Here is a 13,287-nt window from a genome sequence, read left to right as displayed (position 1 = left end):
TATCATGGCTGTGACCATTCCCGTGAAAGAGTTTGCCGAGCGCCGTCGCAAGTTGATGGACCGGATGGCCCCGGACAGCATCGCCATTCTGCCTGCGGCGCCGGAGCGGGTGCGTAACCGCGATGTGTTACACCCGTTTCGCCAGGACAGCGATTTCCAGTATCTGACCGGCTTCGGCGAGCCCGAAGCGGTGTTGGCCCTGATTCCAGGCCGCGAGCATGGTGAAGCGGTTCTGTTCTGCAAGGAGCGGAATCCGGAGAAAGAGCTCTGGGATGGTTTTCTGGTGGGCCCTGAGGGCGCCATCGAACGTTACGGCTTCGACGATGCTTTCCCCATTGCGGATATCGACGATATTCTGCCCGGCATGATTGAAGGCCGCAGCCGGGTCTACTATCCGCTGGGCAAGGATCCGGCATTCGATAACCGGGTGATGGACTGGCTCAAGGTGATTCGCAGCAAGGTTCGTTCCGGAGCGCACCCCCCTGGGGAACTGGTGGCGCTGGAGCACCTGCTGCATGATATGCGGCTGTACAAGAGTGCTGCCGAAATCAAAGTGATGGCAAAGGCCGGCCAGATCAGTGCCGAGGCCCACTGCCGGGCCATGAAGCGGGCTCGTCAGGGCGGGTATGAGTACAATCTTGAAGCTGAACTGATTCATACCTTTATGGAGCATGGTGCGCGCTCTACCGCTTATCCCTCCATCGTAGGTGGTGGTGCCAACGGCTGCATCCTGCACTACATCGAAAATGCGGCACCGCTGAAAGACGGCGACCTGGTACTGATAGACGCGGGTTGTGAGCTGGAATGCTACGCCTCGGACATCACCCGCACCTTCCCGGTCAGCGGCAAGTTCAGCCCGGAACAGAAGGCGCTTTACGAAGTGGTGTTGGCGGCCCAGTACGCGGCGATCGATGCGGTGAAGCCGGACAATCACTGGAACCAGCCCCATGAAGCGGCGCTGAGGGTGCTGACCCAGGGCCTGATCGATCTGGGCCTGCTCGCAGGCACCCTGGACGATGCTCTGGCCAACGAATCCTACAAACCTTTCTTTATGCACCGCACTGGTCACTGGCTGGGGCTGGATGTCCATGATGTTGGTGATTACAAGGTCGGCGATGCCTGGCGGGTACTGGAGCCGGGGATGGCGTTGACCGTTGAGCCAGGGCTGTATATTGCGCCCGACAATGCCGACGTCGAGCCGCGCTGGCGGGGTATTGGCATCCGTATTGAAGACGATGTGGTGGTCACCAAAGAGGGTTGCCGAAACCTGACCGAGGGCGTGCCGAAGACCATTGCCGATATTGAAGCTCTGATGGCGGACTGATTCAGTGAATACCGAGCGCGTGGATACTGACCTGATCATTGCCGGTGGCGGCCTGGCCGGGGCAACTCTGGCCCTGGCCCTGTCGCGCCTGGTGCCGGAACTGAAGGTAACGGTAGTTGAGGCGTTTCCGCTGTCGCCAGAGGCGTTGCCGGAGGATTACCAGCCCAGCTATGACAGCCGGTCGACGGCACTGGCCTGGGGCTCGCGCCTGATCTTTGATCACTTGGGGCTGTGGCCACAGTTGTCTGAGCACGCCACCCCGATCCGCCACATTCATGTCTCTGACCGGGGTCGTTTTGGCGCTACCCGTCTGCATGCCAACGAACACGGCCAGGATGCCCTGGGTTATGTGGCAGACAACCGCTGGATGGGCCTGTGCCTGATGCGGGCTTTGCTTGATACCAGAGTAAGCTGGCAGGCGCCGGCTCAGGTGGAAGGCATGAAGCCCGTGGCTGGCGGTGTCCGGGTGGCCATCCGTAAGGATGGCGCTCAGAAGGAACTGACCGCTCGTTGTCTGGTGATCGCCGATGGCGGGCGTTCCGGGCTGCGGGAGAAGCTGGGCTTCGTTGCCCGCACCGAAGCCTATGGTCAGAACGCGCTGATTGCCAATGTCTCCACCAGCGACAGCCACCAGTTTACGGCTTATGAACGTTTTACCGAGGCCGGCCCCATGGCGCTGTTGCCCCATGGTTCACCGGAGCGGGCGGGGCATCAATCGGCCCTGGTCTGGACCCTGAAAGACGAGGCACTGGCCGAGACCCTGTCACTGTCGGATGAAAAGAAATGCCAGAAACTACAGGAACGGTTCGGTTGGCGCCTTGGGCGTTTTACCCACATTGGCCAGTGCCATCATTATCCCCTGAATCTGACCACGATAGATGAACCCGCCCGCCCGGGGGTTGTGCTGGTTGGTAATGCCGCTCATGCCCTGCACCCGGTGGCTGGCCAGGGCTTTAACCTGGCACTCAGAGGATTGATGACCCTGGTGGAACAGTTTCGTCGGGCGGTTGATGAAGGGATTTCCATTGGTGAACTTTCGGTACTGGGGCGTTACCAGCAACTGCATCGGCAGGACTGGCAGCAGACAGTGCAGTTCTCCGATTCCCTGATCCGGATATTTGGGCAGCCGCTGGCGCCCGTTGCCGCGGCCCGGGATGCAGGGCTGGTGGGGCTGGATTTGTTGCCGGGGGCCAAGCGCTGGTTCGCCCGCAAAGCCATGGGCACCGGTGGGCGCAAGCCGCTGGTAGGCTCCGGATTGTCATCTTTCGAGGCGGAAAAACATGACAGGTGAGTCGGTGGGTGCGGCGTGTTTTGACATTCTGGTGGTTGGTGGCGGAATGGTCGGCTCGGCCCTGGCTCTGGGGTTGTCTCGGCAAGGCTGGAATACCGGGCTGGTGGAAGGAGCCCGGGTTCAGGATCTGTTGGCCCCGGGAGAGACCGCCAGTCATACCGATGACTTCGAGCCCCGGGTCAGCGCCATCTCCCTGGCCAGTGAGCAGCTGCTGGATCGTCTAGGGGCCTGGCGTCATGTCCACGCTGGCAGGCATTGCGGCTATCGTGGCATGACGGTCTGGGATGCCGACGGCACCGGTCGCATTCACTTCGATGCGGCTGAACTTCATGCTGATACCCTGGGTACCATTGTTGAGAACCGGTCGATTGTCCGCGCTTTGTTTACCGAGCTGGCGGACAGTAACGTTACGGTGATGGATGGTGTGCGTGTGCAGGGCTGGAGTGCCGGAGCCGGCATCCAGTTGGACGATGGCCGAACGCTGTCCGCCAAACTGGTGGTCGGGGCCGATGGTGCCCAGTCGCGGCTGCGCCAGTGGTCGGGACTGGCTACCCGGGAATGGGATTACGATCAGCAAGCCATTGTGTGCACCGTCCGTACCCGGCAGCCGCACCAGTACACTGCGTGGCAGCGTTTTTCGCCCACCGGGCCGCTGGCGTTTTTGCCGTTGTTGACGGAGTCTGGAGACGAGCACTATTGCTCTATCGTCTGGTCACAGGATACGGCGGAAGCCCGCCGCCTGATGGCGTTGGAGACCGAGCAATTCCGGTTGGAGCTGGAGCGGGCGATTGAGCAGCAGCTCGGGGTTATCGAATCCGTTTCGCGCCGCTTTGCGTTTCCGCTGCGTCAGCGTCATGCCAAGGAGTATGTTGCCGACGGCCTGGCACTGGTGGGCGATGCTGCCCACACCATTCACCCGCTCGCCGGCCAGGGTGCAAACCTCGGCTATGGCGATGTGTCGGCCCTCCTGGACGAGCTGGGACGGGCCAAAGAACTGGCACTTTCGCCGGCAGACCAGACCGTATTGGCTCGTTATCAGCGCCGCCGTAAAGGCGAGAACCTGGCGATGATGGCGGCCATGGAGGGCTTCAAGCAGTTGTTTGCCAGGGATGAGCTGGCCATCCGGTGGTTGCGCAATACCGGTATGCGCTGGCTGGACAACCTGGCGCCGCTGAAGAACCGCATTGCCGCCGAGGCTATGGGTATAAAACGCTAACGGTTGTCCATTCTGAGTCGCCGGAACTGTTTTCCGGCGGCCTGTTTTCGTAAACTCCTCGCCTTCGTGTTCAATTTGCAAAGGAACTGTCTATGGCCGGCTCCAGCCTGCTCGTATTACTTGATGACATTGCTGCCGTACTGGATGACGTGGCGGTGATGACCAAAGCTGCTACCAAGAAAACCGCCGGTGTGCTGGGCGATGACCTGGCGTTGAATGCGCAGCAGGTCACCGGTGTTCGACCTGCCCGGGAAATCCCGGTGGTGTGGGCGGTCGCCAAGGGTTCGCTTATTAACAAGGCCATTCTGGTGCCGGCGGCACTGGCCATCAGCTTTTTTGTACCCTGGCTCATTACCCCGCTGTTGATGCTCGGTGGTGCCTTCCTTTGCTTTGAGGGGGCCGAGAAGCTGGTTCACAAGTTCCTGCACAAAGAGCAGGAAGAAAAGCACCGGCAAGAGCTGCGGGAGGCTCTGAAAAAGCCGGAGGTGGACCTTAAAGCGGTTGAGAAAGACAAGATCAAGGGCGCTGTCAGGACCGACTTTATTCTCTCCGCCGAAATCATCGCCATCACGTTAGGAACCGTGGCAGACAAGAGCTTCGGAATGCAGTTTGCGGTGCTGACCGTCGTGGCGTTGATGGTGACCGTCGGTGTGTATGGGCTGGTGGCGGGTATTGTGAAGCTGGACGACGCCGGCCTTTACCTTAGCCAGAAAGCCAGTGCCTTCGCTCAGAAGCTGGGGCAGGGCATTCTGTGGCTGGCGCCCTGGATGATGAAAACTCTGTCGGTACTGGGCACCATTGCAATGTTCCTGGTGGGCGGAGGTATTCTGACCCATGGTATACCGGCGGTGTACGGGGCCATTCACCATGCGGCCGGAATGATTTCTTCAGTGCCGGAAGTGCTGGTCACCACGGTCGGGGATGGCCTGTTTGGCCTGCTGGCCGGTGCTATTCTGGTTCTTGTTATTACGCCCGTTGCGAAGCTTTGGGAGCGCCGGGCGGCGTAATCCGTGGCGGGGCCGGCCTGTTCACAGGCAGGCGTCAAACAGCCGGCTGATCAGCACTGGTACTGCGGTTTCAACCCGAAGAATCCTCGGGCCCAGATGCACGCTCTGGCAGCCGGCTTCCTCCAGCTTGCCGACTTCGTAATCGGTAAAGCCCCCTTCCGGACCAATGCACAGGGCGGCCGGCTCATTGAGGTGGGTGGGGCACGGCGCCGCCATGCCCGGATGCGCCACCAGTGCCCGTTTGCCCTCTAGCAGTGTCGGTAGTTCATCCTCGACAAAGGGTTTAAACAGCTTGCGGATATGGACCTGAGGCATCAACGTGTCTTTGGCCTGTTCCAAGCCCAGGGTCAGGTTCTCTCTCAGATGATCCTCGGTGAGCCAGGGCGTTTGCCAGAAACTCTTTTCCACCTTGTAGCTGTTGATCAGCCAAAGATCCTTCACACCCAGAGAAGCGCAGGTCTGCAGTACCCGCCGGAACATCTTGGGCCGGGGCATAGCCAGTATCAGCGTGAGCGGTAAGGGGGCAGGGGGTTGCTGATCCAGGGTTACCAGCAATTCGGCCTCGGTCTCTGTCATTGACAGCACTTCACCATGGCCCATCAGGCCGTTTACCCGGCCAGCCGGTATGCGATGGCCGGTGCCGGCTTTAAGCACCGTTTTCAGGTGCTCCAGCCGACGGCCGCGGAGACGCACCCGGTCCGGGGCGACGAAGTCTTCCTCAAACAGCAGGGCCAGATTCATCAGGCTTCGGGCTCTTCTCCGTCGGCCTCTTCCCGTTCCCGGTAGGCAAGGCGACCAAAGATGATGCCGAACTCGAACAGAATCCACATGGGCACGGCCAGGAGCGTCTGGGAGATGATATCTGGTGGGGTCAGCAGCATGCCGATGATGAAACAGGCCACGACCACATAGGGGCGCTTGGCGGCCAGGTCTTGCGGCGTGGTGGCGCCGGTCAGAATCAGCAGTACCGTCGCAATGGGGATTTCAAACGCAATACCGAAGGCAAAAAACATCTTGAGCACGAAGTTCAGATAACTGCTGATGTCAGGCAGTTCGACAATGCCCTCCGGGCCGATGGCGGTAAAGAAACCGAACACCAGCGGAAAGACCACGAAATAGGCGAAAGCCGCGCCAGCGTAGAACAACAGCACGGAAGTAAACAACAGCGGGAAGGCCAGGCGCTTTTCATGGGCATAGAGCCCGGGCGCCACAAAACTCCAGAGCTGGTAGAGAATGATCGGAATGGCGACAAATACCGCCAGAACCAGCGCCAGCTTCAGGGGCGCAAAGAAAGGCGAGGTGATGTCGGTGGCGATCATGGTCTGGCCGACCGGCAAAAGTTCGCGCAACGGCTGGGATAACAGCAGGTAGAGCTCGTTGGCAAATGGATAGATGACGGCGAAACAGATAATCACCGCCAACACCATTTTCAGTAGCCGGTTGCGTAGCTCGAGCAAATGCTCGATCAGGGGCATTTCCTGCTGTTCAGACGATGTCTGCTGGCCGTCTTGGGTGGCGCTCATGAATGCTTGTCCGAGGGGCTGGTCGGTGAGGATTCACTGGGTTGATCGCTGGCCGCCGTCTCATCCCTGACGGGTTCATGCGGAGGTTCGGGCTGTTCGCCCGCCTCCGGAGAGGGGGGCGTAACCCGCCGGGTTGCCGGTGCCGGCCTGGGCTTGCGGGTCTGATCGTCCGGCAGGATCATGTGCTCGTACTTTTTCGCCTCATCCAGGGCGCCGCGCACGGTCTTCTCCACATCGTCCAGGCCCACATCACCCGCCTTGCGCAGCTCCTCCCGGAGTTCTTCGGCCTTCAACTGCCGGTCCAGTTCACTGGTGAACTGGCTGACCATGCGCCGGGCGCCACCGATCCAGCGGCCAGCCGCCCGCGCCGCTGTCGGCAAACGCTCCGGGCCCAGCACGAGCAATGCAATCACGCCGCAGATCAGCAGCTCTAGAAAGCCGATGTCGAACATTCAGGGGGTGCTCAGCCTTGCTTTTCTTTGGGCTTGTCTTCCGCCTGGGCTTGTTGCTCGGCGTTCTGTTTTTCCAGCGGTTGCTGTTCGGCGTTCTTCTCTTCCTCGTCGCTCATGGATTTTTTGAATCCACGGATGGCGCCGCCGAGATCGCTGCCGATGTTCCGGAGTTTCTTGGTTCCGAATAACAGGATGACGATGCCAAGTACGATAAGAAGTTGCCAGATGCTGATACCCATGAGGGTTCCTCGTTCAAATGTTGCTGTTGCATGACATTGTACGCCAACCGCTACCCCTTGCGGAAATACCCCTTGGGGGTACTCCTTTACGGATTCCGGGAGGCTTTTTCTTCCAGGCCTGACAGGTCGAAGCGACTGGCCAGTTCATCCAGAACATCCTTCGGCCCCAGGCCTAACCGTGACAGCATCACCAGGCTGTGAAACCAGAGGTCGGCCGTCTCGTACACCAGGTCCCGGGTTTCGCCGGAATGCTCTGCATCCTTGGCGGCCAGCAGCGTCTCGGTGCACTCTTCGCCCACCTTCTCCAGTATCTTGTTCAGCCCCTTGGCATGCAGGCTGGCGACGTAGGACGTGTCGGGATCCGCGTCTTTGCGGGCTTCCAGTACCTGTGCCAGTCGTTCCAGTACATCACTCACGGTGTCTGCTCCTCAGTTGCTGCCGTAGATGGTATTCGGGTCTTTGAGAACCGGATCGGCGCTCACCCACTGACCATCTTTCAGGGTTCGGTAAAAACAGCTTCGCCGGCCAGTATGGCAGGCAATGCCGCCTTTTTGTTCCACTTTCAGCAGCACCACATCGGCATCGCAATCGAGCCTGATATCCCGGAGCACCTGCTGGTGCCCGGAGCTCTCGCCCTTGCGCCAGAGTTTGCCACGGGAACGGGACCAGTAAACCGCCTGACCTTCCTCAACCGTGAGCCGGAGAGATTCCCGGTTCATCCAGGCCATCATCAGGATATCGCCATTATTGGCGTCCTGGGCAATGGCCGGCACCAGACCGTCTTCTGTCCATTGGATCTCGTCGAGCCAGTCAGGCTGTACGACGTTAGCGGGAGAATCTTGCATTTTTATGAATCCTGAATCTTTGATGGTTCAGCGACTGCCCCGGAGCATGACGCCTGCCGCTCCGGCAAGCAAGACCCAGCTCCAGAACGGCAGATCGGCCAGCCACTGCCCGGCGTGGGGCTGGCTGCCCACCAGGGCCGCGCCTGCCAGAACCAGGGCGATGAAGCCCCGGCGCCAACGGCGTTCGCTGCGCATTTGCTGCTCTTTCATCAGCGCCAGGGTTGCCCGGTTTTGCGCTTCGATGGGGCCGCTGGAGCGTATCTGTAGTAGTGCGTCGTGAACCAACTGGGGCATCTCTGGCGATTGCTCGAGCCATGATGGCAGGTGGTTCTGCAGAGACTTGATCAGGCCGGACGGACCGATGCGTTTACGCATCCAGTCTTCCAGAAACGGCTGGGCGGTACTCCACAGATCCAGGTCCGGATAGAGCTGGCGGCCAAGGCCTTCGACATTGAGCAGGGTTTTCTGTAACAGCACAAGTTGTGGCTGCACTTCCATGTTGAAGCGCCGAGCGGTCTGGAACAGGCGTAACAGGAAGTGACCAAAGGAAATATCCTTCAGGGGGCGCTCGAAGATGGGTTCGCACACCGTCCGAATGGCGGCCTCAAACTCGTTGACGCGGGTTTCCGGCGGAACCCAGCCAGACTGGATGTGCAGTTGCGCTACCTGGCGGTAATCCCGGCGGAAGAAGGCCAACAGGTTACGGGCGAGATAGCTCTGGTCGTCGGGGGCCAGAGTGCCGACGATACCGAAGTCGATGGCAATGTACTTCGGGTCGGCGGGATTGCTGACATCGACAAAGATATTGCCCGGATGCATGTCAGCATGGAAAAAGCTGTCACGGAATACCTGGGTAAAGAAGATCTCCACCCCTTTTTCCGCCAGCACCCTCATGTTGACGCCCGCCTTTTCAAGGGCGGGTACATCGGCAATGGGAATGCCATGAATGCGTTCCATCACCAGCACCGATTTGCGGGTGTAGTCCCAGTCGATAAAGGGGATGTAGATCAGCGGGGAGTTCTCAAAATTCCGGCGCAACTGGCTGGCGTTGGCGGCTTCCCGTTGCAGATCCAGTTCGTCGTGGATGGTGGAGTCATAGTCTGCCACCACCTCCACGGGGTGCAGGCGCTTACCCTCAGACCAGTACTTTTCGAGCAGGCCGGCCATCAGGTACATCAGGCCCAGATCCTGGCGGATGACTTTTTCGATGCCGGGGCGCAAAACCTTGACCACCACCTTCTGGCCGTTGGGTAGGGTTGCGGCGTGCACTTGAGCCACCGACGCCGAGGCCATGGGGTCTGGACTGAACTCGGCAAACAGTTCCGAGACGGGCGCACCCAACGATTTCTCGATAATGCCTCGGGCCTGTTCACTGGGGAACGGTGGAACCCGATCCTGTAGCTGTTTCAGGGATTCGGCCATGTCATCCGGCAATAGATCCCGGCGCGTGGAGAGAATCTGTCCGAACTTGACGAAAACCGGGCCCAGCTCTTCCAGGGCCAGGCGCAGGCGGTCGCCCCGGCTCAGTTTTGGCTGCGGGAACAGGTGCCAGGGTGCCAGCAGAAAAAAGATTTTCAGCGGTGTGGGCAGTTCAGACAAGGGCAGAAACGTGTCCAGCCGGTAGCGGCAGAATACCCAGGCAATTCGGAACAGGCGTTGCAGGCGGGTCACAGGGTCTCCGTATTGTTATCGCTGCCGGGTGCTTGCAGTTGCTTCAGCCGAGCCTCCAGGCGTTCGGTGCGCAGGCTCAGCTCATCGATATCCTGAAAGGTGGCCTCCAGCTCCCGCCGGCCGGGCAGAGTGCGGCTCTCTTCGTGGACATATTCCTCCACATTGGCGTTCATGGTGCTGAACGCCTGGCGGCTCCATTTGACCGCCTGGCGGATGCGTTTGCCGATGAAATGGGCCGGCACATCGCCCAGGTGGTTTGCCATGGCCGCTTCCCAATCCGGTTGCAGCTGGTTCAGGGCGCGCTGTAGCTGGTGGGCCAGGGCGGTGTCGCCCTCCACCGTCAGGCGTTCGTCGGCAAATACCCGGTCATCGCCCAGTGCCAGGGCGGCAAAGGCGACCGGTCGCCCGGTGATGATTAACACCGGTTGCGGATCCGGCTGGCTGCGAACCTGCACCCGTTCGCCAACGCGATTCAGGGTCCAGTGCATGGTGACCGGGGCCGTAACGGTGAACTGAACCGGCCCGCCCAAGGCACCCAGCAAGGCGCGCTGGCCCGCCGGGTCCAGTGTCAGCGCCCGGTTCAGGGCGCCCTCTATAATGGCGCCTGTCGCAGACAGCAGGGTCGGGCCGGGGAACATCAGGGCTTGATTCCCACGTGCAGGGCCACGATGCCGCCGGTCATGTTGTAGTACTTGCAGTTCACCAGGCCGGCGGTTTCCATCATGCCCTTCAGGGTTTCCTGATCCGGATGCATGCGGATGGACTCGGCCAGGTACTTATAGCTCTCGCTGTCCCCGGCAATCAGCTGGCCCATCAGGGGCAGGGCGGTGAAAGAATAGGTGTCGTAGGCCTTGCTCAGCAGCGGGTTGGTGGGCTTGGAGAATTCCAGCACCATCAGCTTGCCGCCCGGCTTAAGTACCCGGGCCATATCCCGCAGGGCCTGATCCTTGTCGGTCACATTGCGCAGGCCGAAAGCAATAGACACCGCCTGGAAACTGTTGTCCGGGAACGGCAGGTGTTCGGCATCGGCCTGTACGTATTCGATGTTGCCGGCGTAACCCCGGTCGGTCAGGCGGCTGCGACCCACCTGCAGCATGGAGGCGTTGATATCGGCCAGCACCACTTTGCCGGACGGGCCCACCAGATCGGAAAACTTCATGGTCAGGTCGCCGGTACCGCCGGCAATGTCCAACACCTGATGGCCCGGGCGTACGCCGCTCAATTCAATAGTAAAGCGCTTCCACAGGCGGTGAATGCCCATGGACATCAGGTCGTTCATGAGGTCGTACTTGCCGGCGACACTGTGGAAAACCTGGGCCACCTGACCGGCCTTCTGGCTTTTCGGCACATTGCGAAAGCCGAAGTGGGTAACGTCGTCCTGGCCGTTGCCTTGGGTGCCCGGTGCTTGCTGCTCGCTCATGGAAGTTGGTCCTGTCAGAATCTAAGCCCTGTATTCTAACCTTTGAGGGGTTGGCTACAAGTTTATTGCCGGCTTACACTGTAAAACCGTTTCCAAATCACTGAGAAAACTGATTCATGTCTGTTATCGATATCCATCGCGCCCATTCCCTGGACAAGGAGCACGCCCGCGAGGCGGCCGAAACCCTGGCCAAGGACTTGTCCAAACAATTCGATGTCAATTACCAGTGGGAAGGCGATCTGCTGAAGTTCAAACGCAGCGGTGTCAAAGGGCAACTGGATATTTCCGAGAACGACCTGCATATCCGACTGGAGCTGGGGTTGATGCTTCGGCCCTTCAAATCCCGCATTGAGCAGGAGATTCACTCCCAGCTGGACCAGCTCATCCAGGCCTGAATCCCGCTACAGGTCATCCGGCAGGGAGAAAGGGGTCGGGTGGCCCGCCAGAATGTTGTCCATCACTCGTTGTTCCCGGCTGAGCAGGCGATCAATCAGCCGATCGACCCGATTCATTTTCCGAAAGGCGCTGTAGCCCCGGTGCAGAAAGCTGTGCAGATCACCCAGGTCGGCCATCTCGGCCGGACCGCGGGTCATGGACAGTAGCCAACCGAGGGTGCGGTTGCGAACGTAGCGATCCAGTTCCTGTCCGGTTTCCGCTACCAGAGCCAGTTGTCGCTCGCGAATTGCAAGCTGTTTGCTGGCGCGATAAGCCTCGCAGTAACGCTCATCATCAAGACCTGTTGCCGAAAAGCCCTGCTGCGCAAGTATCTCTGCCAGCTCAAGATCGAGGCTCTGGGTAATCAGGTTGAGCTCGACCAGGCCGGCAAAGGTGGCCAGCAGGTGGTCGGGAAGCCATTTCACCATTTTCGGGAACACCCGGTCGATGTTGTCATCACGGCGGGTCATGCCGGCAGGGGCATAGAGGTCGGTCAGCAGAAATTCCAGGCCGGTGTGGTAGCCCGGGTGACGGTATAAATCCTGGTGCGTGTTTTTCAGCCGCTCTGCCTGCCAGTCTGCCACCTGGTGGGCCTCGTCCCGCAGGGGGTGCCCGGCCTTGTGTTGGCGGAAATCGTGGTATTCCAGCAGCAGGCGTTTCAGGCGGTGGGCGTTCTCCGTGTGCACATCCGTGGCAACCAGCCGCTCACGATACATTAAAGGCTCCAATCAACCGGGCAGAAAAGCGCCAGTTTAACGAAGCCTTGGGTGTGACGCACCTGCCCGTTTGCGTTGAATTCAGCCTTGGGCCGCAGCCTCGAGGGTTTCCAGGCCTGGCACCCATTCCTTGCTGTCCAGCGTGATGAAGTGGCTGGGGGCTTCGGTTTCGACAATGCGCATGGTGGTGGGGCTGGTGCGAGCGCTGGCCAGCATGGCCTGGCGATCCAGTATTCGGTCGGTGGCCGGTATCAGGAAAGTCCCATGGCGTACATGGCGATACACCGAGGTGTCGGTACGCGCCATCCACTCCATGATGTTCTCTATGTTGCGAACAATGGTCAGGTGGTCTTTGGTGGCGTAGAACAGTTTGCTCAACAATTGGCGTTTGCGCGGATTCATCTTGCCAAAGAAGGTCTGACCATAGGCCGACTGGGGGGCGCTGTTGATCAGACGAATCAACCAGGGCCACATGCCATGGCTGACCGGCTCCAGCAATGTGGTTACCAGCGCATGCAGTTTGCCCTGGGGTAAAACCGGCGCTTCCAGTACCACTTCCACGTTTTCGTAAAGCTCCGGCCACTGCCGGATGGCCTCCAGAATAACCGCACCACCCCGGGAGTGGCCATGGATCCGGATATTCTCGGTGCTGGGCAGGTTCTGCAACGACTGATTCAGGATACAGGCATCGTATTCGATGGTGCCTTCCAGGTGCTTGATGGGCACTTCCCAGGCCGGATTCTCAGGTGTCACACCGTTCACCGGGATGTGATAGTTGCTGCAGGTGAGCAGAATCAGTTCGGTGGTGGGGCCATCGTAGGCCTGGGTGAAGTAACAGTGATTTTCTAGAAAACCATGTACGCCAATCACGGTGTGCGCTGCTGTGCCACTGTGATTTCGAACAGACACCGCACCCCGGCCCACGCGGTAAACCCGGCCGGAAAACATTTCGGAATAGGCGCTTTCGATCGGTTTGATCAGCTTGCGAACATGACTGGCTTTCATGATTCTTCTCCCTCCGGCCGCTTTTCGTTGTGTTATTGGTTTTGCTGAGCCGGTATGACATTTGTACCGTGAATGCCGAACGGGTTTAGTGGCGCCAGTGCCTTAAAAAATGGTGTGTTGGGGCCAATTGGCCGATCCGGGAC

The 13,287-nt window shown here is 59.7% G+C and carries 16 protein-coding genes; 5 read left to right on the top strand and 11 right to left on the bottom strand.

The features are described from left to right. Positions 1-4: 4 nt before the first annotated feature. The 4 genes from pepP to Q675_RS28765 all read left to right on the top strand — a co-directional run bounded on the left by pepP (position 5) and on the right by Q675_RS28765 (position 4,838). Positions 5-1,324 carry a Xaa-Pro aminopeptidase gene (gene pepP / locus Q675_RS28780; protein WP_023011250.1) on the top strand — a complete coding sequence of 440 codons (1,320 nt, stop codon included), beginning with the start codon at positions 5-7 and terminating at the stop codon, positions 1,322-1,324. Positions 1,325-1,328: 4 nt separating this feature from the next. Beyond that, positions 1,329-2,615 (top strand): 2-octaprenyl-6-methoxyphenyl hydroxylase, encoded by a 1,287-nt coding sequence (gene ubiH / locus Q675_RS28775; protein WP_023011249.1) that lies wholly within the window; start codon positions 1,329-1,331, stop codon positions 2,613-2,615. Next, positions 2,605-3,831: a UbiH/UbiF/VisC/COQ6 family ubiquinone biosynthesis hydroxylase gene (locus tag Q675_RS28770; RefSeq protein WP_023011248.1), complete on the top strand. Its 1,227-nt coding sequence runs from the start codon at positions 2,605-2,607 to the stop codon at positions 3,829-3,831. The genes ubiH and Q675_RS28770 overlap by 11 nt, the downstream gene beginning before the upstream one ends. A gap of 92 nt (positions 3,832-3,923) precedes the next feature. Beyond that, positions 3,924-4,838, top strand: coding sequence for a DUF808 domain-containing protein (locus Q675_RS28765; RefSeq protein WP_023011247.1), 915 nt, complete (start codon positions 3,924-3,926; stop codon positions 4,836-4,838). 21 nt (positions 4,839-4,859) lie between these two features. On the opposite strand, the gene Q675_RS28760 is transcribed toward Q675_RS28765, so the two are convergent. The 9 genes from Q675_RS28760 to ubiE all read right to left on the bottom strand — a co-directional run bounded on the left by Q675_RS28760 (position 4,860) and on the right by ubiE (position 10,988). After that, positions 4,860-5,579, bottom strand: coding sequence for a 16S rRNA (uracil(1498)-N(3))-methyltransferase (locus Q675_RS28760; RefSeq protein WP_023011246.1), 720 nt, complete (start codon positions 5,577-5,579; stop codon positions 4,860-4,862). After that, on the bottom strand, positions 5,579-6,361 hold the full coding sequence (tatC, locus tag Q675_RS28755) for a twin-arginine translocase subunit TatC (RefSeq protein ID WP_023009606.1): 783 nt from the start codon (positions 6,359-6,361) through the stop codon (positions 5,579-5,581). Before tatC ends, Q675_RS28760 begins: the two co-directional genes overlap by 1 nt. Further along, a complete protein-coding gene (tatB, locus tag Q675_RS28750) occupies positions 6,358-6,813 on the bottom strand; it encodes a Sec-independent protein translocase protein TatB (RefSeq protein WP_023011245.1) in 456 nt (151 codons plus the stop codon). Before tatB ends, tatC begins: the two co-directional genes overlap by 4 nt. 11 nt (positions 6,814-6,824) lie before the next feature. Continuing rightward, positions 6,825-7,052, bottom strand: coding sequence for a Sec-independent protein translocase subunit TatA (gene tatA, locus Q675_RS28745; RefSeq protein WP_011786832.1), 228 nt, complete (start codon positions 7,050-7,052; stop codon positions 6,825-6,827). 86 nt (positions 7,053-7,138) lie between these two features. Beyond that, on the bottom strand, positions 7,139-7,468 hold the full coding sequence (locus Q675_RS28740; RefSeq protein WP_011786831.1) for a phosphoribosyl-ATP diphosphatase: 330 nt from the start codon (positions 7,466-7,468) through the stop codon (positions 7,139-7,141). A 12-nt stretch (positions 7,469-7,480) separates the two neighbouring features. Beyond that, positions 7,481-7,897 carry a phosphoribosyl-AMP cyclohydrolase gene (gene hisI, locus Q675_RS28735; protein WP_023009608.1) on the bottom strand — a complete coding sequence of 139 codons (417 nt, stop codon included), beginning with the start codon at positions 7,895-7,897 and terminating at the stop codon, positions 7,481-7,483. Positions 7,898-7,924: 27 nt separating this feature from the next. Continuing rightward, positions 7,925-9,568: a ubiquinone biosynthesis regulatory protein kinase UbiB gene (gene ubiB / locus Q675_RS28730; protein WP_023011244.1), complete on the bottom strand. Its 1,644-nt coding sequence runs from the start codon at positions 9,566-9,568 to the stop codon at positions 7,925-7,927. Continuing rightward, a complete protein-coding gene (locus Q675_RS28725; RefSeq protein WP_023011243.1) occupies positions 9,565-10,206 on the bottom strand; it encodes an SCP2 domain-containing protein in 642 nt (213 codons plus the stop codon). Before Q675_RS28725 ends, ubiB begins: the two co-directional genes overlap by 4 nt. Next, positions 10,206-10,988, bottom strand: a complete 783-nt coding sequence (gene ubiE, locus Q675_RS28720) for a bifunctional demethylmenaquinone methyltransferase/2-methoxy-6-polyprenyl-1,4-benzoquinol methylase UbiE (protein ID WP_014422685.1) — start codon at positions 10,986-10,988, stop codon at positions 10,206-10,208. The genes Q675_RS28725 and ubiE overlap by 1 nt, the downstream gene beginning before the upstream one ends. A 116-nt stretch (positions 10,989-11,104) precedes the next feature. On the opposite strand from ubiE, the gene Q675_RS28715 reads away from it, so the two are divergent. Continuing rightward, positions 11,105-11,383 (top strand): polyhydroxyalkanoic acid system family protein, encoded by a 279-nt coding sequence (locus Q675_RS28715; RefSeq protein ID WP_023011242.1) that lies wholly within the window; start codon positions 11,105-11,107, stop codon positions 11,381-11,383. Between the two features lie 6 nt (positions 11,384-11,389). Here Q675_RS28715 and Q675_RS28710 read toward each other — a convergent pair whose 3' ends face one another. Together Q675_RS28710 and Q675_RS28705 are read right to left on the bottom strand one after the other, a co-directional pair. Further along, a complete protein-coding gene (locus Q675_RS28710) occupies positions 11,390-12,139 on the bottom strand; it encodes an FFLEELY motif protein (protein WP_023011241.1) in 750 nt (249 codons plus the stop codon). Positions 12,140-12,220: 81 nt separating this feature from the next. Beyond that, positions 12,221-13,144, bottom strand: a complete 924-nt coding sequence (locus Q675_RS28705) for a hypothetical protein (RefSeq protein ID WP_011786824.1) — start codon at positions 13,142-13,144, stop codon at positions 12,221-12,223. Positions 13,145-13,287: the final 143 nt, after the last annotated feature.

This window comes from Marinobacter sp. EN3 (assembly GCF_000475315.1).
Taxonomy (GTDB): Bacteria; Pseudomonadota; Gammaproteobacteria; order Pseudomonadales; family Oleiphilaceae; genus Marinobacter; species Marinobacter nauticus.
Note: the sequence above shows the minus strand (reverse complement) of the source record. Positions and strands in the feature narration are given on the sequence as shown.

Excerpts from the sequence above, each read along its gene's own strand:
- pepP (WP_023011250.1), top strand. The coding sequence starts at position 5 with ATGGCTGTGACCATTCCCGTGAAAGAGTTTGCCGAGCGCCGTCGCAAG.
- Q675_RS28770 (WP_023011248.1), top strand. The coding sequence starts at position 2,605 with ATGACAGGTGAGTCGGTGGGTGCGGCGTGTTTTGACATTCTGGTGGTT.
- Q675_RS28765 (WP_023011247.1), top strand. The coding sequence starts at position 3,924 with ATGGCCGGCTCCAGCCTGCTCGTATTACTTGATGACATTGCTGCCGTA.
- Q675_RS28760 (WP_023011246.1), bottom strand. The coding sequence starts at position 5,579 with ATGAATCTGGCCCTGCTGTTTGAGGAAGACTTCGTCGCCCCGGACCGG.
- tatC (WP_023009606.1), bottom strand. The coding sequence starts at position 6,361 with ATGAGCGCCACCCAAGACGGCCAGCAGACATCGTCTGAACAGCAGGAA.
- tatB (WP_023011245.1), bottom strand. The coding sequence starts at position 6,813 with ATGTTCGACATCGGCTTTCTAGAGCTGCTGATCTGCGGCGTGATTGCA.
- tatA (WP_011786832.1), bottom strand. The coding sequence starts at position 7,052 with ATGGGTATCAGCATCTGGCAACTTCTTATCGTACTTGGCATCGTCATC.
- hisI (WP_023009608.1), bottom strand. The coding sequence starts at position 7,897 with ATGCAAGATTCTCCCGCTAACGTCGTACAGCCTGACTGGCTCGACGAG.
- Q675_RS28725 (WP_023011243.1), bottom strand. The coding sequence starts at position 10,206 with ATGTTCCCCGGCCCGACCCTGCTGTCTGCGACAGGCGCCATTATAGAG.
- ubiE (WP_014422685.1), bottom strand. The coding sequence starts at position 10,988 with ATGAGCGAGCAGCAAGCACCGGGCACCCAAGGCAACGGCCAGGACGAC.
- Q675_RS28715 (WP_023011242.1), top strand. The coding sequence starts at position 11,105 with ATGTCTGTTATCGATATCCATCGCGCCCATTCCCTGGACAAGGAGCAC.
- Q675_RS28710 (WP_023011241.1), bottom strand. The coding sequence starts at position 12,139 with ATGTATCGTGAGCGGCTGGTTGCCACGGATGTGCACACGGAGAACGCC.
- Q675_RS28705 (WP_011786824.1), bottom strand. The coding sequence starts at position 13,144 with ATGAAAGCCAGTCATGTTCGCAAGCTGATCAAACCGATCGAAAGCGCC.